This is a genomic window from Flavobacterium polysaccharolyticum (genome assembly GCF_038739875.1).
GTDB classification, from domain to species: domain Bacteria; phylum Bacteroidota; class Bacteroidia; order Flavobacteriales; family Flavobacteriaceae; genus Flavobacterium; species Flavobacterium polysaccharolyticum.
Map to the genome: position 1 here is coordinate 77,249 of NZ_JBCGDP010000016.1, position 24,181 is coordinate 101,429.

At 37.1% G+C, this 24,181-nt stretch carries 18 protein-coding genes; 1 reads left to right on the forward strand and 17 read right to left on the reverse strand.

Annotation, left to right across the window (positions count from 1 at the left end; genetic code table 11):
• Nucleotides 1–38: 38 nt before the first annotated feature.
• Genes WFZ86_RS15255 through WFZ86_RS15265 form a run of 3 tightly spaced genes read right to left on the reverse strand, consistent with a single transcriptional unit; the run spans nt 39 to nt 6,517 of the window.
• On the reverse strand, nt 39–1,826 hold the full coding sequence (locus WFZ86_RS15255) for a RagB/SusD family nutrient uptake outer membrane protein (RefSeq protein ID WP_342692730.1): 1,788 nt from the start codon (nt 1,824–1,826) through the stop codon (nt 39–41).
• A gap of 19 nt (nt 1,827–1,845) precedes the next feature.
• Entirely contained in the window at nt 1,846–5,049 is a 3,204-nt protein-coding gene (locus WFZ86_RS15260) for a SusC/RagA family TonB-linked outer membrane protein (RefSeq protein ID WP_342692731.1), read from the reverse strand.
• A gap of 25 nt (nt 5,050–5,074) precedes the next feature.
• Nucleotides 5,075–6,517 (reverse strand): glycoside hydrolase family 28 protein, encoded by a 1,443-nt coding sequence (locus tag WFZ86_RS15265; protein ID WP_342692732.1) that lies wholly within the window; start codon nt 6,515–6,517, stop codon nt 5,075–5,077.
• Nucleotides 6,518–6,834: 317 nt separating this feature from the next.
• On the opposite strand from WFZ86_RS15265, the gene WFZ86_RS15270 reads away from it, so the two are divergent.
• Entirely contained in the window at nt 6,835–7,854 is a 1,020-nt protein-coding gene (locus WFZ86_RS15270; protein ID WP_342692733.1) for a LacI family DNA-binding transcriptional regulator, read from the forward strand.
• A 574-nt stretch (nt 7,855–8,428) separates the two neighbouring features.
• On the opposite strand, the gene WFZ86_RS15275 is transcribed toward WFZ86_RS15270, so the two are convergent.
• The 14 genes from WFZ86_RS15275 to WFZ86_RS15340 all read right to left on the reverse strand — a co-directional run bounded on the left by WFZ86_RS15275 (nt 8,429) and on the right by WFZ86_RS15340 (nt 24,179).
• On the reverse strand, nt 8,429–10,045 hold the full coding sequence (locus WFZ86_RS15275; RefSeq protein ID WP_342692734.1) for a UxaA family hydrolase: 1,617 nt from the start codon (nt 10,043–10,045) through the stop codon (nt 8,429–8,431).
• A 598-nt stretch (nt 10,046–10,643) separates the two neighbouring features.
• On the reverse strand, nt 10,644–12,086 hold the full coding sequence (locus WFZ86_RS15280; protein WP_342692735.1) for a tagaturonate reductase: 1,443 nt from the start codon (nt 12,084–12,086) through the stop codon (nt 10,644–10,646).
• A 38-nt stretch (nt 12,087–12,124) separates the two neighbouring features.
• Nucleotides 12,125–12,940: an SDR family oxidoreductase gene (locus WFZ86_RS15285; RefSeq protein WP_342692736.1), complete on the reverse strand. Its 816-nt coding sequence runs from the start codon at nt 12,938–12,940 to the stop codon at nt 12,125–12,127.
• Between the two features lie 24 nt (nt 12,941–12,964).
• Nucleotides 12,965–13,633 carry a bifunctional 4-hydroxy-2-oxoglutarate aldolase/2-dehydro-3-deoxy-phosphogluconate aldolase gene (locus WFZ86_RS15290; RefSeq protein WP_342692737.1) on the reverse strand — a complete coding sequence of 223 codons (669 nt, stop codon included), beginning with the start codon at nt 13,631–13,633 and terminating at the stop codon, nt 12,965–12,967.
• Between the two features lie 12 nt (nt 13,634–13,645).
• Nucleotides 13,646–14,668 (reverse strand): PfkB family carbohydrate kinase, encoded by a 1,023-nt coding sequence (locus WFZ86_RS15295; RefSeq protein WP_342692738.1) that lies wholly within the window; start codon nt 14,666–14,668, stop codon nt 13,646–13,648.
• 40 nt (nt 14,669–14,708) lie between these two features.
• Complete coding sequence (gene uxaC / locus WFZ86_RS15300; RefSeq protein ID WP_342692739.1) at nt 14,709–16,109, reverse strand: glucuronate isomerase; 1,401 nt, start codon at nt 16,107–16,109, stop codon at nt 14,709–14,711.
• A 19-nt stretch (nt 16,110–16,128) separates the two neighbouring features.
• The gene (locus WFZ86_RS15305; RefSeq protein WP_159683796.1) at nt 16,129–16,920 is read right to left on the reverse strand and encodes a gluconate 5-dehydrogenase; all 792 of its coding nucleotides are present in this window, start codon (nt 16,918–16,920) and stop codon (nt 16,129–16,131) included.
• A gap of 25 nt (nt 16,921–16,945) precedes the next feature.
• Nucleotides 16,946–17,782 (reverse strand): 5-dehydro-4-deoxy-D-glucuronate isomerase, encoded by an 837-nt coding sequence (kduI, locus tag WFZ86_RS15310; protein WP_342692740.1) that lies wholly within the window; start codon nt 17,780–17,782, stop codon nt 16,946–16,948.
• A 96-nt stretch (nt 17,783–17,878) separates the two neighbouring features.
• Nucleotides 17,879–19,318: an MFS transporter gene (locus WFZ86_RS15315; RefSeq protein WP_342692741.1), complete on the reverse strand. Its 1,440-nt coding sequence runs from the start codon at nt 19,316–19,318 to the stop codon at nt 17,879–17,881.
• 382 nt (nt 19,319–19,700) lie between these two features.
• Nucleotides 19,701–20,363: a 3'-5' exonuclease gene (locus tag WFZ86_RS15320; RefSeq protein WP_342692742.1), complete on the reverse strand. Its 663-nt coding sequence runs from the start codon at nt 20,361–20,363 to the stop codon at nt 19,701–19,703.
• A complete protein-coding gene (locus WFZ86_RS15325; protein ID WP_342692743.1) occupies nt 20,363–22,282 on the reverse strand; it encodes a DUF294 nucleotidyltransferase-like domain-containing protein in 1,920 nt (639 codons plus the stop codon). Before WFZ86_RS15325 ends, WFZ86_RS15320 begins: the two co-directional genes overlap by 1 nt.
• Nucleotides 22,283–22,375: 93 nt before the next feature.
• Nucleotides 22,376–23,149 carry a TerC family protein gene (locus WFZ86_RS15330; RefSeq protein ID WP_342692744.1) on the reverse strand — a complete coding sequence of 258 codons (774 nt, stop codon included), beginning with the start codon at nt 23,147–23,149 and terminating at the stop codon, nt 22,376–22,378.
• 44 nt (nt 23,150–23,193) lie between these two features.
• Complete coding sequence (locus WFZ86_RS15335; RefSeq protein ID WP_342692745.1) at nt 23,194–23,562, reverse strand: DNA topoisomerase IV; 369 nt, start codon at nt 23,560–23,562, stop codon at nt 23,194–23,196.
• A 35-nt stretch (nt 23,563–23,597) separates the two neighbouring features.
• A complete protein-coding gene (locus tag WFZ86_RS15340; protein ID WP_342692746.1) occupies nt 23,598–24,179 on the reverse strand; it encodes a DUF1572 domain-containing protein in 582 nt (193 codons plus the stop codon).
• Nucleotides 24,180–24,181: the final 2 nt, after the last annotated feature.

The window sequence follows — 24,181 nt, forward strand, 5'->3', positions numbered from 1 at the left end:
CATTGATAGCTTAAATTATTATTTTACTTTTTAGAAGACTAATAACCATAATCATTGGTCAATTTGCCATTGCTTCCATCGATAAACACTTGCCATATTGGCCAAAATTGTCGGTTATCTGGATTAACACCTGCTTTGTACAAAGAGTTAAGTTTTACGTCGTCAAGTTTGTTCCAAGCAAATGAGGTATAGTCTGCTCCAGGATTTGTTACTTCGCCTCTGTTTAACCCATAAATAGTTAGAGTCACATTGTCTGTCCCAAGTTTAAAATATAAGGTACTAGGTACATCAGCATATTCTCCAGCACGGGCTTTTAGGTTAGCCATTTTTACTTTTGCTTCGTCTAACTTTGTTTTTAGTAAATTCCAGCGAATTAATGCTTGTTTGCGTTCCATTTCGCCAGTAAATTCAAATTTATGTTCTTCTACAATAGCATTGAACATGGTAGTTTTTGAGTTGAGTGCATTTACATAACTGTCTACTTTTTGGCCATGTAATGCTGGTGCAAAGGCTCTTCTACGAATTTCTTTTAAATAGGGTGCTGCTGCTGCAGGTCCTTCTAATTCGTTAGCGGTTTCGGCAGCCATTAAAAGTATTTCGGCATAGCGCATGTACATTTTGTTTACGCCATCATCGTTGGTAGAAGTAACAAAGCGTTTCATCCATTCGTAACGGTATTTTCCAAAATACCAAGTGTCTAACGCTCCTAATTCTTGTTTAGCAATTCCGTTTACGGCTGCACCATATCTGTAGGGAACACAAGTAACATTTCTTCTGCTATCGGCTTGGTCATAGTCATAAAAAACATGAGGAAGTGGTCCTGCAGCTCCACCGCGATTGCTTCCATTGGCATGAAATTGATTATTGGTAGCATGTCTAACGGCGAAGGTAAACAACATTCTCCCTCTACCATCTGCAAAAGGAAGTTCCCAAAGCGATTCACCACCAGCGGTAATGTTTTCTTGATTGTAGTTTCTCCACAAGGTTTCGAAAGATGACTCCAAACGTGCCGAGCCACTACTAATTACTGAACGGCATTCATCTAAAGCCAGTTTGTACATTTTCTCTACAGAAAGTTCAGCATCCTTACTTCTTCTAATTCCGTCAGGGTATTGTTGAAAGCCGCTTGCAGCAAGAGCTAATCTAGCTCTAAGTCCTTTTACAAAAGCTTTGTTTACTCTTTCTACAGTAGTGGTATTAGGGCTTTGATTCGGCCAAGGCACTAAAGTAGCTGCTTCTTCTAAATCTTTTATTAGTTGTTTGTAGATTTCATCACGATTGGTTTTGGCCAGATAAATCGTTTGAGAGTTGATTGGTTCAAAACGAGCTGGAACGTCTCCCCAAGTTTTTAGCAAATCAGCATAATAAATCGCTCTTAGCGTTAAAGATTCTCCTAGAAGATAGCCTAAATCAGTTCCTGGTTCTGGTTTACCAAAATTTCTCAATCCTCGAATGCAAATATTTGCTCTTTCTATCCCAGAATACATCATCGCCCAAGCATTGTTGGTTGTATTCATTTGGGTATTGGTGGGTTTGGTATCGTACACACATAAATCGGCATTGTCACCAGCAGTTTGCGAGGTGTTGTACCATTCGGTGTCTGTATTCAATCCGTACCAAGGCAAAAAACGTCCTCTATAAGAGTTGGTTTCTGCAAAAGGTATTTTGATTCCATCCACAGCGCCTTTAGCTAAACCTGCGTTGGAAAAAATCACTGATTCATCTAAGGTTGATTTTGCTGGAGCCTCTAAATAATCATCTCCTATGTCCTGACAAGAAGAAAATAAGCCTGCTATAATTATTCCTGCAATTACTATCTTTTTCATATTGTACTACTTATTAAAATTAAAAATTTAGATTTAAACCAAAAACCACTTGCTTGCTTCGTGGGTAAGGCGAATAATCTACTCCAGGTGTAAGAGGGGTGTTTCTTCTGGTTGAAACTTCAGGATCAAGACCTGAATAATTGGTCCACACAAATACATTGGTAGCTGTAGCATAGATTCTAAATTTGGTTGCTCCAATTTTTGAAGTAACATCTTGAGGAAGTGTGTATCCTAAAGAAAGAGTGTTTAATCTCAAGAAAGAACCGTCCTCTATAGCCCAGTCGCTCAATACAAACCTAGACATCATAGGTGACCATAGTGTTGTGTTCGCATTCAATGCGGCTAATTCTGTTGGGTCAGTTACAAGTTGTCCAGCTGCATTAAGATTGGTCCATCTTTTACCATCGGCCATTTCTGAGCTTAAGTTGCGGTATTGACCATTTGGATTGGCAGTGGTAAATTCAATTTTATTGGCATTGTAAATATCATTTCCGTAACTCCAGTTGAAGGCAGCCGAAAGGTCAAAGCCATAAGCATTGGCGTTGATAACCATACCGCCTGTATGCTTTGGATTGGCGTCACCAATGATAGTTAAGTCTTTTGCATTTACAATACCATCACCATCAATATCTTTTAGTTTCATACTTCCTGGAACCACAGTTCCTACCACATTAGAACTATTAGCAATACCTGTTTTTAAAGTATAACTAGTTCCATTAAAATCAAAATCGGAAACTTCATAACGGCCATCGCTTTTGTAACCGTACATTTGTCCGATAGGTTGACCTACGTTTACAACGAAATCATTTCCTATGGCAGTAGATGCCCAGTTGGTTGCTTCACCAAAGTTTTGCATCACCCCAAGGGAATTGATGCGGTTTTTGTTGATTCCTATATTAAATGAAAAATTCAAACCATAGTTTTGTCTCTCAAGTGCAATTACGTTAAGTGAAGCTTCAATACCTGTGTTTTGTGTTTCACCCATATTTCGGTATTGAAAATCATAGCCAGTACCAGGAACGGGAAAGCGGATTAAAAGATCTTTGGTAATGTTTTTGTACATTTCAACCGTTCCGCTTAATTTTCCACTGAATAATTCATAATCAAGCCCCACGTTTTGAGTAACGGTAGTTTCCCATTTTAAATCAGGATTAGCAAGGATTTTTGAAGCAGACCAATAGCTAGTTACATTGTTGATCCATGCAGAGTTTGAAGATTCAAAATTTTGAACAGTTTGTCCTGTTGGAATATTGTTATTTCCGGCTTCACCATAGCTTAGTCTTACTTTAAGAGCATTTAACCAGTTTACATCTTTTAAAAAGTTCTCTTCCGAGATTTTCCAAGCAACTGCTGCTGCTGGGAAATAACCCCAACGATTGTCGCCAAGGAATTTACTAGACCCATCTGCACGATACGTTGCAGTAAACAAATAACGGTTTTTATAATCATAGTTCACACGACCAAAGAACGAAAGTAGTTTGTCGTCTGGACTGAAAAAATTAATAACGGATTGAGGTTTTCCTTGTGAGGAAAGGTTTTGAGCACTAGTAAAATCAAAAAACTTTGGAAAACCATGAATAGTACTGGCAATTTGATTCGAACGAGAATCGATCATTTCTTCTCCAACTAGTATTTTCAATTTGTGATTTTCACTTAGGATGTTTTTGAAATCATAATTTAAGGTATTTGCATTTCTAAATCGAGTATCCTTGCGTTCGCTGATTATGATAGAAGGTAAACCTTGATTTTCGGCTGCAGGAATATTGTTTACATAATAGGTTGAGCGGCCATAGAAACGATTGTCAGAATAGGTGTAATTGTCTAAACCAAAATCAGATTTGAATTGAAGATCTGGAATGATTTTCCAACCAAAACTTCCTAGCATATTATAATTGGTTCTCTCTTGTTTACGGTCATTATCAGCCACAGAAACAAAAGGATTCACCAAATAACTCGACAAAGCCTCATCGGTATCATCTGTTGTTAATCCTGGAAGAGGAATAGGAGAGTAGCCCACACTATGACGTAATCTTGCATCAGCAGCTGAAACTTCTCTTTGTTCATTTACCCCTCCACCGTTAATTTCAGTATCTGAATAACGTAGCGTAAATGAAAGGTCAATTTTGTCACTGGCTTTGTTGTTCAAACCTAACGAAACGTTATTTCTATTGAAATTAGAACCAACCATAATGGCTTTTTCGTCAAAACGAGCGTAGTTAAAATTGAAATTCACTTTATCCGATCCTCCGCGAATACCTAAATCATGACTTTTTACTTCACCTAATCGACCATAGATTTGCTCTTGCCAATCGTTACCTTTCATGCCGAGGTATTGGTCGTAATCTTGCCATTGCCCAAAATATTTCTCATAGGAGGGAATATCGTTATCTAATAAAGCATATTCGTATTGAAGTTTTACGAAATCTTCTGGCTTTAGGACGTCTATTTTGTTGGCTAAGCTTTTTACGCCATAAAAGGTATTGTAGTTAACGGTTAATTTTCCGTTTTTTCCTTTTTTAGTGGTGATAATCACTACACCATTGGCACCTCTCGAACCATAAATGGCAGTCGAGGATGCGTCTTTTAGAATAGAAATATTATCGATGTCGGAAGGAGAAACGTCGTTGATGCTATTTACTGGGAAGCCATCTACAATGACAAGTGGAGAACTGTCTTGAGTTAATGAGCCTCCTCCACGAATTCTGATTTTGATATCGGCATCTGGAGAACCTTCCGAGGAGGTAATTTGTACCCCTGCAATTCGTCCAGTTAATGTTTCGGCAACGTTAGCAATTGGTTGTTTTTTCAAATCAGCACCTGAAATTGAAGAAACAGAACCCGTTAAATCAGATTTTTTAGAAGTACCGTATCCAATAACAATAACTTCTTTTAAGGTTTGTTCTTCTGATTTTAAAGAAATATTAATGGTGCTTCCATTTACTTTTACTTCTTTTTTCTCGAATCCAATGTAAGTGATGATTAAAACAGCATTTGGACTTGATACTTTGATAGCGTATTTTCCATCAAAATCACTAGAACTGGAGTTAGTAGTTCCTTTTTCAATGACATTGGCTCCAGGAATTGGTAAACCAGTATTGTCGGTTACAACCCCCTTGATAGTAGTGCTTTGAGCAAAACTTTGTATACTCATGAACAAACAGAGTAACAAGGGTAACAATCCATAAGGATGTATTTTTTTACTTGAAAAGTGGTTTAAATTCATAATTTATTTCTTAATAGTTTGTGGTTTATTGTTTGTGGTTTTCCTTGATGACTTCACCATTGATTTTGGTATCGATAAAGCGAAGGTTTTCAACATGCTCTAATTGAAATGTTTTGTCTACTTTGTCTATGGTAACATTCTTGAATAGAATATTTTTCACAGGAGATGTTGCGTATCCTTTGGCTAGGATGCCATATTTTCCTCCATCTTTTACTTGTACATTTTCTAAGGTGATATTTTCTACTCTTGGAATAAATGGGCCTTCATTGTCTCCTTTATATACAGAGTAAAACATATCCACTCTTAGTACAGCCTCTTTAACTTGACCTACTTGGAGGTTTCTCACATGAATGTTTTCGATTAAACCGCCTCGTTTTGCATTCGTTTTTATTCGGATGGCTCGGTCTAAATTGGGACTATCCATCAAACAGTTTTCTACATATACGTTACTCACTCCTGCAGATATTTCACTTCCAATAGTAACTCCACCATGACCGTCATACATTTTACAATTCTGAACGATGATGTTTTCGCTTTTTATGCCTACTCTTCTACCATCAGCATCTCTTCCTGCTTTGATGGCAATACAATCGTCTCCAGTGTCAAAAATGCAGTTTTTAATCCAAACATTTTTCGAATATTCTGGATCGCAGCCATCATTGTTTGGTCCATGACTTCTTACGGTTACACCATCAACCACAACATTGGTAGATTTGATAGGATGGATGATCCAAAACGGAGCATTGGTGATGGTTACATCTTGAATCAAGGTGTTTTTACATTCAAAAAACTGAATAAAGTTTGGTCTTAAGTACCCATTGTTACCAAAAACTCTTTCTTTTACTGGGATATTTTTTTCGGCCATATCTACTAAACGAAATCGATTGAGAGGATCATTCTGACTAGGCATTCCCTGTTTCCATCCGTATTCATCTTTACCGCACCAAGACCACCAATTGTCGTTTGAGGCTTGACCGTTTAGGGTACCTTTGCCAGTAACGGCTATATTTGTTTTTTTGTAGGCATAAATAAGTGGGGAGTAATTCATTAATTCGGTTGCTTCAAATGAAGTATGTACTAGCGGATAGTAATCGTTTGTATTGGTACTAAATAAGATTTCTGCTTGGTCATCTAAGTGTAAATTGACATAGCTTTCTAAATGAATGGGACCAGTAAAAAATTTTCCGTTAGGTACAAGTACTTTTCCACCACCGTTTTTTGCACATGCAACTATAGCTTTTTTGAAAGCCTCGGTGCAGTTGAAGGTTCCGTCGGCTTTAGCTCCAAAATCTAAAATATTATATACTTTGTTTTTGAATTGAGTTGGTTTGATTGAGGCAATTACCTTATTCATCTGGACCCATACTTTATCTGTATTTGTTTTAGTAGTTTGTGCTTTAGCTAGAAAAGAAAAAGAAAAAATAATGGTCAGCGTGAAAAGAGTAACGATGGAATGGTTGAGTTTCATATTAATTTTGGTTATGCTATTCAATTCTATAGAAAAGGAAGAATATCAATTATGTAATCGATTACACAAATCTAATATTTTTTTTTATATAAACAAAAAAATGCTCTAAAAAAACGGGTAGTAAAAAAAAAGCGATTAATTTTTATCATATTCTTAATGAATTGGAATTTATCCTGCTTTTTCAATACTCAAAAATTAAAAAACCAGCGCAAAATAGGAGAAAAAATATTTTTTTATGCAATCGATAACAAAAGAATAGCTAAATGTATTTTTTTTAGTAGATTTACCGAAGAACTATTTCACAATTCATCCAATTTATGGACCAAAAAACAACAATTTATGATATTGCTAAAAAGCTAGATATCACCGCTGCAACGGTTTCTAGAGCTTTGAACAATAATCCAAAAATTAGCGAGGCAACCCGAAAATTAGTATTGGAAACCGCCGCTAAAATGAATTATAAGCAAAATAGATTAGCACAGTCGCTTCGCAGCGGAAAAAGCAATAATGTTGGAGTAATTGTTCCTCGTATTGACGTGAACTTTTTTTCATCTGTTATTCGGGGTATAGAAGAAGAGCTGCATCCAGAAGGCTATCATGTCATTATTTGTCAAACGCACGAAGACGAAAAAAGAGAAATTGAAAATATTACAACCTTGATGAATGCTCAGGTTGACGGTATTTTGATGTCTATTTCTAATATGTCCAAAGAAAACGATCCTGTTATAAAACACGTAGTAGATAAGAATGTACCACTCATCTTTTTCGATAGAAAGAAAAAAATGGATGGTGTGAGTTCGGTGACCATCGATGACTTTGAAGGTGGCTATTTGGCCACCAAAAATTTGATTGACGCGGGGTGCACCCGAATTGCGCATTTTTCGGGTGATCGCTCTTTAGAGATTTATGAAAACAGGTTCAAAGGATACGAACAAGCGCTCAAAGATTTTGGTTTAGAATGGAATCCCGACTATGTGATTCAAACCAAAAGTAACGTTGATGCTGGTCGCAATGCAGTAACGAAACTGTTGAGCCTGCCAAATCCTCCGAATGCTATTTTTTCTTCGAGTGATTTTGCGGCCTTGGGTGCCATCCAAGAATTAAAAGAAAACGGCATCAAAATCCCGGAAGATTTCTGTGTTTTTGGTTTTGGTAATGAGCCTTTTACTCGTTTTTTAGAGTTGTCTATTTCTTCAGTAGACCAGTCCCCACTTGAGATGGGACGAATGGCTGCCAAAGTATTTTTGGAACAAATTAGCAATACCGACAACATAAAAATAGAAAAGAAAGTCGTCCTCAAACCCGAATTACAAATCAGAAAATCTTCGACTAGGTAAATGCCCCCTAACCCCCAAAAGGGGGAACATAGCTACTTAAAATTTTAACCGCAAAGCTCGTAAGGGTTTATGCAAGGAACGCAAGGTTTAACCGCCAAACATTCGCTATGAATCCGTTTCATCAGTCATATCCGTGGTGAAAATTTAACAGCAAAGTCCGCAAGGTTTTACGCAAGGAACGCAAAGTTTAAATACCTAACGTTTCGCTATGAATCCGTTTCATCCGTGAAATCCTTGGCAAAAATTTAACCGCAAAGCTCGCAAGGTTTTACGCAAGGAACGCAAGGTTTAACCGCCCAACATTCACTATGAATCCGTTTCATCCGTTAAATCCGTGGCAAAAATTTAACCACAAAGTCCGCAAAGGATTACGCAAGGAACGCAATGTTTAAATCAGTTAAACAATTACCATAACCGATTAACCCACAAAAGACTTCATACCATCAAAAAAGCTGTTGAAAATAAACTCCAACAGCTTTTTTTTTAAAACAAATAAAAAATCCTAAAACTAATGTGGTAAAAAGTCTAATGACCTTTTAATATTATAAAGTTGCTATTTATCAACCACATATTATTATAGAGAAACGCCTCTTTTCCAAGGAATAAAATCATTCTGATTCAGTATAGCAGCTTTGGTTTTAATGGTTCCGCTGGCGACATCAATGATGAAATCCAACATTTCATCGGCCATTTCGTCTATTGTTTTTTCTCCTTTAATGATACCACCTGTGTCAATATCTATAATATCCGACATTTTGTTAGCCAATTCAGTATTCGATGAAATTTTTACTACGGGCGCAATCGGATTCCCTGTTGGTGTTCCTAATCCTGTTGTGAACAACACCATATTGGCTCCAGAGCCCACCATAGCTGTAGTACATTCTACGTCGTTTCCAGGAGTGCAAAGCAAAGTAAAGCCTGACTCATTAATGTATTCTCCATAATCATAAACCCCCACAATTGGAGAAGTTCCTCCTTTTTTTGCTGCTCCAGCAGATTTCATCGCATCGGTAATCAAACCGTCTTTGATGTTCCCTGGCGAAGGATTCATATCAAATCCAGAACCAGCATCTACTACAGTTTTTTCGTACCATTGCATCAATTCTAAAAAGCGTTTTCCGTCTTTATCATCAATACATCTGTTTACTAATTCTTGCTCAACCCCACACAATTCTGGAAACTCCGAAAGAATTGTAGTTCCGCCCAAAGCCACTAAATTATCAGACAATACTCCCAGAGTTGGATTGGCCGAAATACCTGAAAAACCATCCGAGCCACCACACTCCAAACCAATTTTTAGCTTAGACAAAGGCGCTGGAGTTCGCTGAATTTTATTAGCTTCTTTTATGGCATCAAAGGTGTCTTTCACCACGCTACTTAACATCGCTTCAATGGTTCCAATCGATTGTTGGTCGTAAATCAACACCGGTTTTTTGCTGTTCGGATTAATAGCATCCAAAGCATCTTTGAAAATCTGAATTTGAAGATTCTGACAACCCAAACTCAACACCGTAGCGCCAGCCACATTAGGATTGTTCACATAGCCCGCTAATAATTTGGCTAAGCTGTGCGAATCCTGACGAATTCCGCCACAACCGCCTTGGTGTGTGATGAATTTTACCTCGATATTGTTGAATAAATTAGCCTCGTTAGATGCGGCTTCATTGCCAGCGCCGCCCGTTTCTGATTTCACTAACGAACGCAACAAAAGTTGATAATCATTTTCTTTGGGTTTCATCAACTCTTTTTCAAAAATATCTTTTAAGATTTCGATATTTCTGTTTTCACAAAATACTAGCGGAAAAAACAGCCACACATTTTCAGTTCCTACTTGTCCATCTTCTCTGTGATAGCCCATAAACGTTCGGTCTTTCCATTTTTCAATATTAGGTACCGTCCATCCAATAGACTCTGTTTTTCCAGTAACTTTATCACTTTCGTGCTTCACATTGGCAGTAGACAAAAGCCCTCCTTTTGCTATTCTCCCACTCGCTTTCCCTACCAAAACACCATACATAATGATGCGGTCTCCAGCTTCTAGAGGTTGCAACGCAATCTTGTGCTTCATTTTTACATCCGTTTCGATAGTGATGGTTTCGTTTTCAAACGAAAGTACCTCACCGGCGCTAAGATTCACTAAGGCAACAGCTACATTGTCTGTTGGATTTACTTTTATTAATTTCTTTTGCATTTTAATCAAGTATAAAATGTTGCTATTATTTTTCTAAACCATCTCCCAAAACACTAACGTTTCAAAGATTTTTGGGCGTGCCCCTCCCGAAAAAGGTCGGGTCGGGCTATCCGTTCCCGCTTTTTTGTAACCTGGCAAAAAAGCCAGCCTACAAAAAGAGCTCCACTACTATCCCTCACGCAATTCCTGCTATAAAGAACGTTTTGTTGTTTATTTTATTCAACGGATTAAAATCCGTTGCTACAAAATGTTTTGTTCCTACGGAACTTTTGTTTTAATAAGAGTCGTAGACTCGATTCATTTTGTAAGGCTGGACTTCAGTCCAGTTGGTTGCTACAAAATTTTCCGTTCCAACGGAATTTTCGTTTTAATAAGAGTCGTAGACTCGATTCATTTTGTAAGGTTGGACTTCAGTCCAGTTGGTTGCTACAAAATGTTTCGTTCCTACGGAACTTTCGTTTTAATAAGAGTCTTAGACTCGATTTATTTTGTAAGGCTGGACTTCAGTCCAATTGGTTGCTACAAAATATCTGATTGCTATGTTTTTTTATTGCCTAGGGTTTAAACCCTAGGCAATAAAAATGATATAAAAAGCGTACTATTGTTTGCTAAAATTTTCAAAACCTACTTCAATTCCGTTGCTGTTTATTTCTTCGATTGCATGAACTAGAGCCTCTTGTAAACCACTCACAGCTGTTAAATCTTCGTCCCAAAACGCTACGTTTGCCAATGTTTTTTGTACCACTTCTTCCGTAGTGCTTGATTTCCAAATTTCAGCAAATGCATCAGTAATGTCAGAACTATCATCTACTGGCAAAAGCTTTCCTTTCCAAGTTCCTTTATAAAACAAAATCAAACACGCCAATGAAAAAGTGAGATGAGTAGGGATTTTGCCATATTTAGCGACATATCCTAACAAGCTCGGTAGTACTCTCACTTTAAATTTTGAAATAGAGTTCAGCGCTATGCTAGACAAATTGTGTTTGATAAATGGATTTCTAAAACGGTCCAAAATCTCATCGGCAAATTCATCCAACTCGTTCTTGTCCATCGCGATGGTTTCGTTAATCTCTTCAAAAATGGCTTTATGGACGAAGCTTCCTGTAAAAGTATTGTCTACCGTTTCTTTTACGGTTTCGTTTCCATATAGCAGCGAAAACGGAACCATCGCGGTATGAGCACCATTCAAGATTCGTACTTTTCTTGTGCGGTATGGTTGCATATCGGCTACAATCTTTACATCGAGTTTGGTTTTATCAAACGGTAGTTTTTGTTTCAGCGTTTCGTCTCCTTCGATTACCCAAAGGAAAAAAGTTTCGGCGGTTACGATAAGATTGTCACTGTAGTCGAGTTGTTGGTTGTAGGCTTCTATTTCGGCTCTTGGATATCCAGGAACAATGCGGTCTACCAAGGTATTGTGGAAACAGTTGCTGTTCAAAATCCAAGAAGCAAAAGCTTCTTCCAATTGCCAATCCGAACAATATTTTAAAATGATTTCTTTTAAAGTATCGGCATTATTATTAATCAATTCACAAGGAATAATCGTCAACCCTTTGGTAGTATCACCTTTAAAATGTTTAAATCTTTCATACAAAAGTGCGGTTACTTTGGCAGGATAAGAATTGGGCGGTTGCATTGCTAAGGTATCGTTAGCATCATAAGCAATGCCCGATTCTGTCGTATTCGATATGATAAATGCTAAGGCTTCTTCTTTGGCCAAAGCCAAATAGCTTTCGTATTCTTTGTAAGGATTGATTCCTTTTACCAAATTGGTAATTAGTTTTTTTTCTTGGATTTCTTGGCCTTTGCTCAATCCTTTCATAAACAGGGTATAAAGCCCATCTTGTTCGTTTAGCAAATGAACCATCCCATTTTCTATGGGTTGTACAACGGCTATGCCCGCATCAAAATTTACGGTATCATTCAGCTCCTGAAACGCATAATCTACAAAGGCTCTAAGAAAATTTCCTTCGCCAAATTGTACTATTTTTATCGGATTTCTTTCGGTTAATCCTATGTTTTCGCTATTTAATTTTTTCATTTCTAGATATATAAAATAAATATTTCTTTTTCGTTCTTTTAGACACCGCTGAACATTGCAAATCCTCCATCTACTGTAATTCTCGTTCCAGTCACAAATTTGGAAGCATCGCTAAGCAACCAAATCAAAGCTCCTTCGAGTTCGTTGGGCGTCCCAAAACGATGAAACGGAGTCTTATTGATAATTAAGTTTCCTCTTTCGGTCCAGCTTCCATCTTCATTGGTGAGCAAACTTTTATTTTGTTCGGTTAGCACAAATCCGGGCACAATCGCGTTCATTCGGATAGCATCGCCGTATCGTTTGGCCAATTCTAGGGCAAACCATTGGGTGTAACAGTCAATTGCGGCTTTTGCCAAACTATAACCAAGCACTTTTGACACCGCCAAATGAGCCGTTACAGACGAAATGTTGACAATACTTCCTGAACCCGTTTCTTTTATAGCTTCGCCAAAGACTTGAGTTGGTAAAATCGTTCCCAACATATTGAGCTGCATTACTTGTTCCAAAGCCGGAATATCCAGTTTGAAAATATCTTGATCAGGCTGAATAATTGCTTTTGGCTGATTTCCTCCTGCGGCATTAACGAGTCCGTCAATTTTGCCAAAATGTTGCAGCATTTTTTCTTTCGCAGCAAGCAGTTGTTGTTCGTTCGTTACGTCTGCGATTAGCGGAATTGCTTTCCCGCCAGCAGCAATAATGGCATTAGCTCTTTCGTTGGCAACCGCTTCATTTCTACCTAAAATCCCCACAGCTCCACCAGCTTTACTCACACTATTTACGAATGCCTCTCCAATTACTCCTGTCGCTCCAGTAATTACAATGACTTTTTCTGCTAACGAAAAATTATTTTCCAAAATGCTTTACTTTTAATGGGTTCGTTAGGCTCTTATGGCTTTGATGATTTCCAGTGTTTGTTTTACTTTTTCTCGTAAACCATCAAAATCTTTGTTGATTAGTATTTCATTTGAAATCAATTGAGAACCTATTCCAACACATGTTGCGCCAGCATCGAACCAACTTTTCAAATTGTCTTCCGAAGTTGAAACGCCTCCCGTTGGCATAATACTCGTCCAAGGACAAGGACCTTTTATGCCTTTTATGAATTGAGGACCGTAAATATCACCCGGAAATAATTTTACAATTTCGCAACCCAATTCTTCGGCTTTGGCAATTTCAGTAAGCGAGCCACAACCGGGTGACCAAAGTACTTTTCGGCGGTTACAAACTAGGGCAATATCTTCTCTCAATACAGGAGTTACTATAAAATTAGCTCCCAATTGCATATACAACGAGGCGGCAGCAGCATCCGTTACCGAGCCTACGCCCAAAATCATTCCGGGCAATTCCGCCAACGCATATTTGTTGAGTGCTCCAAAAATTTCGAAGGCAAAATCGCCTCTGCTGGTAAATTCCATCAAACGAGCGCCTCCATCATAACAGGCTTTGAGTACCTCTTTGCCAAGTGCCACATCTCCGTGATAGAATAAAGGAATCATTCCTGTTTCTTTCATTACGGTAGCTACTTCGATTCTTGTGTATTTTGCCATAATTTTATTGTTTTATCGTGATACCAATCCCGAAGAATCGCCATCTAAACTGTTTTCTACTTCTTTTAAAGTTGCTAAATTATAATCGCCAGCAATAGTGTGTTTCAAGCAACAAGCTGCCGTTGCAAATGCTATCGTTTTTTGATAATCGTTTGGATACTGTAGTAGTCCATAAATCAAACCTCCCATAAAAGCATCTCCGCTACCTACGCGGTCAATTACTGGAGTGACCTCTCTTACTGCTGCTTGATATATTTTTTTGCCATCAAACAAAAGTCCGCCGATGCGCTGATGTGAGGCATTCACAGAGCAGCGTAGGGTGGTAGCAGCTACTTTTAAATTCGGAATATAATCTAGTAATTCATTATACCATTTTGGGAGTTGGTCAATAGCGTTATAATCGGGTGCTACTTTTGGTTTTCCGAGCATAAAAAAAGCAGTATCAATATCGCCTAAGATAACGTGACAATACTTTAGTAATTCAGGCATCACTTCACTTGGATTTTTCCCGTACTGCCACAATTTTGAGCGGTAATTTAAGTCACAGGAAATCGTAAGGCCTAGTTCGGAAGCGGCTTGAATCGCTTCTAGACAAGCCTCTGCAGCATTTTCTGACAGAGCAGGAGTGATGCCACTCCAGTGAAACCAAGTAGCACCTTCCAGCGCTTTTTTCCAGTCAATAGTACCTTTTTCTAGTGTAGACATTGCACTGTGTGCACGATCGTAGACCACATTACTGCCACGCACTCCAGCTCCCGTTTCAAGAAAGTAAATTCCCAAACGCTCTCCGCCCAAAACCACGTGTTGTGAACCTACATTCATTTTGCGCATTTCTTGAACCGCACAAGCTCCAATTTCGTTGTTGGGAACTCTTGTGACAAATTCTGAAGCAATGCCATAATTGGCAAGAGAAACGGCGACGTTAAATTCACCTCCACCATAGCAAGCTTCCAATGTTTTTGCTTGAGCAAAACGCAAATGTCTTTCCGTCGAAAGGCGCAACATAATTTCTCCGAATGCTACTACTTTACTCATAATATTATTTTTTACTGCGAGCTTTACGGTTGTTTTTTATTTAAAATTTAAAATATTCTTTTGCATTGTGATAAGAAATATCGGCTACCATTTTGCCAATCCATTCCATATCGTTTGGTAATTCTCCTCTTTTGATTTCGTCTCCTAAAAGATTGCAAAGAATACGTCTAAAATATTCGTGTCTTGGGAATGATAAGAAGCTTCTGGAATCAGTTAGCATTCCGATGAAACAGCTAATGAGTCCCATATTAGAAAGGGCATTCAGTTGCTTGGTCATTCCGTCTTTTTGATCCAAAAACCACCATCCCGATCCAAACTGAACTTTTCCTTTTACACTTCCATCATTAAAGTTACCAATCATTGTAGCCATTACCTCATTATCAGCTGGATTTAAGTTGTAAATGATGGTTTTGCTAAGTTTATCTTTGCTATCTAAGGCATTTAAAAATGAAGATAATTTTTGAGCCTGTGGATAATCTCCAATAGAATCCCATCCTGTATCTGGGCCTAAAATTCGGTGCATACGCGCATTATTGTTACGCAAAGCGCCTAAGTGAAATTGCTGTACCCAACCCAATTCGTGATAGGTTTCGGATAAAAATAACAATACCGCACTTTGGAATTTTAACGCTTCTTCTGAAGTAATGCTTTGGTTTTCTCTTTTCTTTTTGAAAATTGAGTCTATTTCGGATGCTGTAAAGTTTTCAAAATAAATCTGATCCAATCCGTGATCGCTCAAACGACAACCGTTTTGATGAAAGAAAGTAATTCTTTTTCTCAAAGCATCACATAAATCGGTATAGGTGTTGATCACTATTTCGGCCACATTCCCCAAAGTATCAAGGTAATCATTGTATCCGTCGTTCGAAATTAAAATGGCTTTGTCGGGTCTAAAAGCCGTGCTCATTTTCGTTGGAAAAGGATTTTGATTTAATTTTTGATGAAACTCCAAACTATCGGTAGGATCTTCGGTAGTACAAACCAGTTCCGCATTAACTTTTTGAAGTAAGTTGCGGGTACTATAAGCAGCTGAATTTATTTTTGCCGAAGCTTCTTCATATATTTTCTCTGCCGACTTTTCGTTGAGCAAATCATAAATGTCAAAATAGCGTGCTAATTCCAAATGTGTCCAATGATACAAAGGATTACGCATAGTATAAGGAACAGTTTTGGCCCAGTTTAAAAATTTCTCTTTGTCTGATCCGTTACCAGTAATGAATTGCTCATTTATACCTAACGTACGCATCGCGCGCCATTTGTAGTGATCACCATTTATCCAAACGTTGGTAATGTTGTCGAAAATTTTATCCTCGGCAATAAATTGTGGATTTAAGTGATTATGGTAGTCAATGATAGGCTGATTTTTGGAATAATTATGGTATAATTCCTCAGCATATTTATTTTCTAATAAAAAATTATCGTGTATAAATGTGGTGCTCATACGACAGGATTAAAAGTTATTATTCGTTGGAAGGTTTTCCAATAGTGGCCAATATTCCTCCATCTACATAAAGAATATGCCCATTGACAAAATCACTTGCTTTCGAAGCTAAAAAGATGGCAGCACCTTGCAAATCATCTGGGTCACCCCAACGAGCGGCAGGGGTTCTACTGATAATGAATTCATTAAAAGGATGACCATCTACACGAATGGGTGCAGTTTGACTAGTAGCAAAATAGCCTGGACCAATTCCGTTAGTTTGAATATTGAATTTAGCCCATTCTGTGGCCATATTTTTGGTTAACATTTTCAAACCTCCTTTTGCTGCAGCATAAGCACTAACCGAATCTCTTCCTAATTCACTCATCATCGAACAAATGTTAATGATTTTTCCACCTCCACGTTGAATCATTCCTTTGGCTACATTTTTGGAAACAATGAAAGGGCTAATCAAGTCTACGTTGACAACAGCGGTAAAATCTGCAACTTCCATATCAATAATGGGGATTCTTTTGATGATTCCTGCATTGTTGATTAAGATATCGATTGGGCCTACTTCGGCTTCTATTTTTTGAATGTTTTCGATTACGGCTGCTTCATCGGTTACATCAAAAACGTAACCATATGCATCGATTCCAACAGATTTGTATTCTGCCACTGCTTGATCTACCGTCTCTCTCGAAGCGCGATCGTTTACCACGATTTTTGCGCCTGCGTGTCCTAGTCCTTTTGCCATTGCCATTCCTAATCCGTGAACACCTCCAGTAACCAATGCGGTTTTTCCAGTTAAATCAAAAAGGTTGATTGACATATATTTTTATTTAATAAGTTAGTATTTATCTTAAATCGGTGATTTTGCAAACATCCATATCGCCATAGTCCAAATTTTCGCCAGCCATTCCCCAAATGAAGGAGTAATTGCTTGTTCCTGAACCCGAATGAATGGACCAAGGTGGAGAAATCACAGCTTGATGGTTTTGCATCCAAAGATGTCTTGTTTCTTGTGGTTCTCCCATAAAATGGCAAACGGCTTGGTTTTCTGGAATATCCAAATAAAAATAGACTTCCATTCGGCGGTCGTGTACGTGTGCTGGCATAGTATTCCAAACACTTCCAGGTCTTAATTCAGTCATTCCCATTTGTAGCTGACAGGTAGTTACCACACTACCAATGATCATTTGGTTTACGGTACGGTGATTGGCTGTTTCCATGCTGCCTAATTCAAGTTTATTGGCTTCTGCCAAACTCACTTTTTTCGTGGGATAACTCGTATGTGCAGGTGCTGAATTGATATAAAATTTAGCAGGATTCTTGGGGTCTTCACTTTTGAAGAGGATATCTTTGTTTCCACTGCCAATGTAAAGGGCGTCTTTGAAACCTAATTCATAGCTTATACCGTCTATTACAATTGTTCCGTTCGCACCCACATTGATAATTCCCATTTCTCGGCGTTCTAAGAAATAATTGGCTTTTAGTGGGTCTATGGTTTCAAGTTTTAACGGAATAGTGGGAACAGCAGAACCCGCAATGTAACGATCGTAATGAGAATAGGTTAATATGATTTCTCCCTCCTCCATGAGGTTGTCTATCAAGAATTCATCTCTTAATTGTTTGGTATCATATTGTTTTACCGCTTGCGGATTAGAAGCGTATCTAGAGCTGTATTTTGTCATGATATTTTATATTGTAATCGATTGCACAAAAGTATAAAAGTTATATGAAATTCGTTTTGTTTTTTTGTTAATCTTAAAAAATAATATTTATTTCTATTATAAATCAGTGATAGGGCGGTATTTTGGTACCAATGATTTCATCACACTCCAGCCAATTAAGTAGGCCACGGCACAAATAGAGAAAATGATGAAATAACCAGCTTCAATTCCTTTGAAACCCATAAACGCCATATTAGTTTCTTTACTAAAATCAAATAGCATTCCTGATCCTTTGTTGATTAGTGTTGAACCCAAGCCGCCAGCTAATCCACCAATTCCTGTTATGGTGGCAATTGCTTTTTTGGGAAACATGTCGCCAACAGTAGTAAAAATATTGGCAGACCATGATTGATGTGCGGCTCCCGCAATCCCAATAATGATAACAGGGATCCAATAACTGATGTAGCCTAAAGGTTGTGCAATCAAAGCTAATAATGGGAAAAATGCAAAGATTAACATGGCGCGCATTCTACCTTCATAAGGATTCATGCCTTTTTTATCCACAAAGTAGGTGGGTAGCCATCCTCCAATAATTGATAACAAGGTTATCATGTATAACACAAATAAAGGCAATGCAGCTTCTGTAGCATCCATATCATATACAGAACTTAAATAGGCTGGAGTCCAAAATAAAAAGAACCACCAAACTCCATCGGTCATAAATTTACCAAAGGCAAAAGCCCAAGTTTGTTTGTATTTGAAACATTCCATCAAGGAAACTTTTGTACTTGTTTCAGGAATGTAGCCTACAATTTTGCTATCGGCTATATCGTCCTGCTGAATGTATTCTAGTTCAGCGGCACTTACTTTTGGGTGTTTTTCGGGTTTATCATACATGAAAACCCAAAACCCCATCCATACAAATCCCAATGCACCAATGATAATAAAGGCCATTTCCCATCCAAAGGATTTGGCAATAAACGGAATTGTAATTGGCGCTGCCAAAGCACCAACTGTGGCTCCAGAGTTGAATATACTAGTAGAAAAGGCTCTATCTTTTTTAGGAAAATATTCAGCTGTTGTTTTGATGGCTGCAGGAAAGTTTCCAGCTTCGCCTATGGCTAATATCAATCGGGCAAAAATGAATAAATAAACACTTACATTGATTACCATAGCGGTGTCATTTACTGTTTTGATGGCTTCTTTTGCACCTTCAAAACCTACCAACCAATTTCCTGTGATGATGCCCGAAGTGGCTATGCCACAAAAAGCATGTATACAAGCGCCAAATGACCAAATGCCAATAGCCCATAAAAAACCTTTTTTGGTATCTAGCCAATCTACAAATCTTCCCGCAAATAGTAATGATATTGCATAAAATATAGAAAATAAAGCGGTTATGTTCCCATAATCATTATTTGTCCAATGAAATTCTGGAGCAATAAAATCATTCCAAGTTAACGAAAGTACTTGTCGGTCTAAATAATTAATGGTGGTTGCGAAGAATAATAAACTACAAATTTTCCAGCGGTAGTTTCCAAGGTTAGCGTTGTTCATATTTTATTGGATAAGGAATTAAAATATTCAATGTAATCGATTACACAAAAATAGATTATATTTTTATAAATACAATTTTTTGGTTACTTTTTTTTTGATGCAATAAAAGTTTTAATTAATTATTGAGTAATGTGTAATAAAAGATCTTTTGCAAAGGGAAATCATGCGTTTTTGTAAGTAGCTTTGATATTTCGATGCATACTTTTTAAAAAGTCAAATAATCAAGCTAAATATTCGAAGGTAGAAACATAGGGTAAAGTAATCTGCTATCGAAATAAGTACCATAATTGTAATAGCAAAATAGCTATTGTATTTACATTTTATAGCACTAAAAGAGTTGTGTAGAAAGGTAAAAGAGGTTAGTCTCTGGTGGTTATTTCATTTATTTTAAAAAATCATTCAAGTTGAAATCTTTGTTGTGCTTTAATTTATGGATGATTTTAAGGAAAGCAATAGCTGTAATATATGCATCGCCCATTGCGGTATGTCTGTCTTTTTTTGAAATATCAAATTTATCTGCCAATTCATCAAGGCTGTAGTTGTCTTTTTTTTCTAATAAGTTTGATTTTAGCAAGGTTTCTTTATACAATGTGGCAGTATCTAAATTTTTATTTTTTAGTCGGGGAAGACCGTTTCTTTCTAATGCTTTGTTGATCATTCCAATGTCAAAATAAGCGTGATGCGCCACAATAACAGCATCACCTAGATATTCTAAGAACTGTTGTAAAGCTTCTAATTCAGTCGGACGATCCAAAATCCATTGTTTTAATATTCCGTGAATTTTAGCACTATTTTGATCGTAATGATCTTGCTCTATGAATACTTCAAAGCTATCTTTCAACGAGATCGTATTGTTTTGTAACGAAACAGCTCCTATACATAAAATGCAATCTTGTAAATAATCAAATCCTGTGGTTTCGGTATCAAGAACTACAATTCGTGTGGCTTCAATTGCAGATATAGTCCATTTCTTTTCGGCTGGAGTACTTGTGCTGAAACGCTTTGATTTAATAAAAGGCAATATTTTTTTAATAAAATCTTTCATTATAATATGTTTGAGGCATTAAATCGAACGGTAATCAGTTCTTGCAAATCTTTAATGGTTTTAAACGTGTTTTTGAGTTTTATCTTTTCGAGTTTGGTAAGGGAATCCAAAGCAATATATTGCCCAGAATCATTATGCAATAGGCCTTGTTTGGTTCTAAATTTCAGTAAGGCTTTATAGGAATAAGCACAAGACAAATACAGTTCTCGATTGTTAGGTTCTAACTCTGCTAATTTTTCAAAGCGTTCTGCGGTATTACTGATTGATTTTACAGAATGGTATAAAATCAATAGTCGTGCGGCATCGGCAAGCGGCATTAAGGCTCTGTTTTTGATATTGAAGGTGTCTTTGTTTGCTCCGTCTTGTTCTACTAAAAATTGTCTAAAGAAACCAGTAGGTGACGGACTTTGCAAAGCACCGCTAACTAAATGCAGATAAAATACTGGATTGGCTTTTATCGTTTCAAAAATATAGTCAGATAATTCATTTACAATTTTACTATCACCGTAAGTTAACGAATAATCAAAGAAGATAAAGGACAATAAGACTTCATTTTTGCCTGTATTGGTTATCCAATGCAATACTTTCTTTTTCCATTCGGATACACTCAAACACCAATTGGGATTAGAGGCCATCATTTCGGCTGGACAATAATCGTATCCAATTTCGAACAATCCTTTATTGACATGAGTTGCCAATTCTAAGAAATAATTTTTAGTTTCGGTAGCTTTTTCTTCTGCAACATCTTCGTATACTAATGCATTGTCTTGATCCGTATGCAACAATTGCTCACTTCTGCCTTGACTTCCTAACGCCAGCCATGAAAATGCAACTGGAGGAGAAGTTTTCATTTTTTTTAGCGAAAGTTTGATGACTTGTTGGATGCATACATCATTCAATTCAGTGATGATTTTTGTAGTAAGCGTCATAGGGATATTTTGGTCAATATATCCTTGTAACAATCGCATGATGTTTTGCCTGATAGGCTTTATTTCTTTGCTTTTTTTACTTCTTTTGATGGCTTTGATAAGTACAGCTGGATTGTTGCCAATGGCTACCATTACATCATGTTTGGAGAGGATTCCAACGGCTTTGGTATTTGGCGTTCCGTCTTTAGTCAAACACAAATAGCTAATATTGCTTTTAATCATAGCCATTTGGGCTTGCGTGATTGTCATTTTTTTTGGATACGTAATCACAGGGCTATTCATTATAGAGGCCGCTTGAGCTGTAATAGGAAAGGCTCCCGTCACGATTTTATTTCTTAAATCTTTGTCGGTTACAATACCAATGGGGAGTTCGTTTTCAACAACCAAAATAGCGCCCACATTTTTTTTGGTCATCATCTCGGCAATGCTATTGGCTGGTGTTGAGGGCGTGCAAGTAATGATTTTTTTGGAGTATTTGACAGGTTGAAAATCTAAAAGCTTTTGGCTACTGCCCAAAATTTCTTCATTCACTATTTCGCCATAAAGTTTGCCGCGATGACTTTCAGAATAGGGATTTTCGGTATTTGAAGCAAAACTTTCAATCAAAAAATTAGCTACATCCTTGTTTTTTAAGGCATAAGGTTTGAATAAGTCACTCGGAATGGCATAAAGGATGCTTTCTTCGTGAGCACGTGCTTCCATTTTGTAATTTTCGTGCGTAATGAGAGGTCTTAAACCGATAAGATCGCCTTCGTCTGAAATATTGATGATTTCGTTATTACTTCCTTTTTTCAAGGCAACAGCCCCTTTATGGATGACATAAAACGAATCATGCGCCCCTTCATTTTCTTCAAAAACAATACTGTCTTTTTCTTTATAAATAATAGAAACCTCTTCTGACAAAGTATTGATTTCTCTTAAGTTTAAAAAACTGAAAGGCGGATAATTTTTCAAAAAATCGGCAACTCTCTGTGAAATGGTATTTTTCATTATGAATGTTTTAGTGCTATTTTTCTTGTTTTGTAATGTACTAAAAAGTGAAATAGCCGCATAAAAAAAGCCTCCAGTTTTGGAAGCTTATTTTTAGTGGTATTTCTTTTTGGTTTTCATATTCAATACTTCGACAAACAAAGAAAATGAAATGGCAAAGTATAAATAGCCTTTAGGTACTGGCGTGACGTGACTTCCAAAGATTGAAGCATTGGATAAATGCGCACTTTCTGTCAATAACATAAAGCCAATCAAAATCAAAAAGGATAATCCTAAGATTTGAATAGATGGATGTTTGTTTACAAAATTACCTACCGGAACAGCAAATTGCATCATAACGAAAACCGAAACAATTACTGCGGTAATCATGATATAGATAGCTCCAGGAACGCCATTGGTCATCCCAACCGCAGTAAGAATACTGTCGAAAGAAAAAACTAAATCGATCATAATGATTTGTAGAATGACACTTTGGAAAGATTTGGTGGCTGCTTTGCTTAATTCTTTTTCTTCATGTCCCTTTTCATCTACTTTTTCACGGATTTCATTGGTGCTTTTATAAATCAAAAACAGACCACCCAACAGTAAAATAATGCTTTGACCGGTAATACCTGCCTGTAACCATCCCCAGTCGATGGTAAACCATGGTTTTTTCATTTGAATCAACAAATTGATTCCAAATAATAAAGCGATTCGCATGAACATGGCCAAAAATATTCCAATTTTGGTGGCTTTTTTGCGTTTTTCTTCGGGTAATTTTCCTGTGGCAATCGAAATAAAAATTATGTTGTCTATTCCTAAAACAATTTCTAGAAAAGTTAGGGTCAATAAGGCGATCCATGCATCAGGATTCAGAAATACTTCCATTTAGGTTTTGTTAAAAGTTAAGATTTACGTTTTTATACAATGTACTAAAGTTTAATTACGGTGCCAGTTTGTTTGGCATCTGAACCCACCATTCCGAATTCGAAGGTATAGGAATTAGCTGTTGTGGTCAGGATTTTCATTTGTATGGCTTTTTCTTCCGCCATATTTTTTGGATGTTTTTTTTGGATTACATATTCGCAATCGTTGACCCAACGAATGGTGGCTGTATCGGTTTTGCCTTCAAAAGTCTCAATTTCGATGCTGTCTTTGCGTTCGAAAAGGGTTGTTTTTTTGATACCATTTACTTCGTACTCAAATTTGAATTTCCCTGTTTTAAAATCGGAGCATTTACGGTCCACGTTATAACAGGAAATCATACTTAAAATAGCCAATGCGCTTATTGTTTTTTTCATATATACTGAAATACTTACAGTTAGGTTTTATAATTTTATTGGTTTTTTAATCGATGCGTTTCTTCATCGGTAAAGTGTTGTTTTTTCTTTTCTTGAGCAAATTTTGTGGCATTGTAACTTTGAGATTTGTTTTTGGGGATGGATAAACTTTCCCAGTCTCCATTTTTCAATTGTTTAGCTGAGAAGACAATTTGCCCAATGTGATAAGGATAATGAGCTAATTGTCTGTTTATGGCTTCCATAACGGTATGTCCTTCATTTCGAATGTAAATGATGGTATTCAATTGCTCTGGTTGAAGACTTTCAAGAGAATTTAAAAAACAATTCCAGCCTTTATCCCAATGCGCCATTACTTCTTCTTTAGTACTCCAATTATTTTCAAATTCGGCATCTCTATTTCTGAAATCCTTTTCACCATCGGTAGTTAAGAAATCTGTCCAACGCGAAAGCATATTTCCCGACAAATGTTTTACAATCAAGGCAATACTATTAGTATCGTTGTTTAAAGCTACAAACAATTGTTCTTCAGCTAATTGATTAATAGCTTTTTCTCCCAACAATTTATAATACAAAAATTGCTTTTTTACACTTTCAAGATAGATTGCATTTTGCTCCATAA

Coding starts and splice junctions, on each gene's coding strand:
- WFZ86_RS15290 (WP_342692737.1), bottom strand. CDS start 13,633: ATGGCAAAATACACAAGAATCGAAGTAGCTACCGTAATGAAAGAAACA.
- WFZ86_RS15315 (WP_342692741.1), bottom strand. CDS start 19,318: ATGAACAACGCTAACCTTGGAAACTACCGCTGGAAAATTTGTAGTTTA.
- WFZ86_RS15330 (WP_342692744.1), bottom strand. CDS start 23,149: ATGGAAGTATTTCTGAATCCTGATGCATGGATCGCCTTATTGACCCTA.
- WFZ86_RS15280 (WP_342692735.1), bottom strand. CDS start 12,086: ATGAAAAAATTAAATAGCGAAAACATAGGATTAACCGAAAGAAATCCG.
- uxaC (WP_342692739.1), bottom strand. CDS start 16,109: ATGAGCACCACATTTATACACGATAATTTTTTATTAGAAAATAAATAT.
- WFZ86_RS15275 (WP_342692734.1), bottom strand. CDS start 10,045: ATGCAAAAGAAATTAATAAAAGTAAATCCAACAGACAATGTAGCTGTT.
- WFZ86_RS15270 (WP_342692733.1), top strand. CDS start 6,835: ATGGACCAAAAAACAACAATTTATGATATTGCTAAAAAGCTAGATATC.
- WFZ86_RS15320 (WP_342692742.1), bottom strand. CDS start 20,363: ATGAAAGATTTTATTAAAAAAATATTGCCTTTTATTAAATCAAAGCGT.
- WFZ86_RS15335 (WP_342692745.1), bottom strand. CDS start 23,562: ATGAAAAAAACAATAAGCGCATTGGCTATTTTAAGTATGATTTCCTGT.
- WFZ86_RS15325 (WP_342692743.1), bottom strand. CDS start 22,282: ATGAAAAATACCATTTCACAGAGAGTTGCCGATTTTTTGAAAAATTAT.
- WFZ86_RS15260 (WP_342692731.1), bottom strand. CDS start 5,049: ATGAATTTAAACCACTTTTCAAGTAAAAAAATACATCCTTATGGATTG.
- WFZ86_RS15340 (WP_342692746.1), bottom strand. CDS start 24,179: ATGGAGCAAAATGCAATCTATCTTGAAAGTGTAAAAAAGCAATTTTTG.
- kduI (WP_342692740.1), bottom strand. CDS start 17,782: ATGACAAAATACAGCTCTAGATACGCTTCTAATCCGCAAGCGGTAAAA.
- WFZ86_RS15295 (WP_342692738.1), bottom strand. CDS start 14,668: ATGAGTAAAGTAGTAGCATTCGGAGAAATTATGTTGCGCCTTTCGACG.
- WFZ86_RS15305 (WP_159683796.1), bottom strand. CDS start 16,920: ATGTCAATCAACCTTTTTGATTTAACTGGAAAAACCGCATTGGTTACT.
- WFZ86_RS15265 (WP_342692732.1), bottom strand. CDS start 6,517: ATGAAACTCAACCATTCCATCGTTACTCTTTTCACGCTGACCATTATT.
- WFZ86_RS15255 (WP_342692730.1), bottom strand. CDS start 1,826: ATGAAAAAGATAGTAATTGCAGGAATAATTATAGCAGGCTTATTTTCT.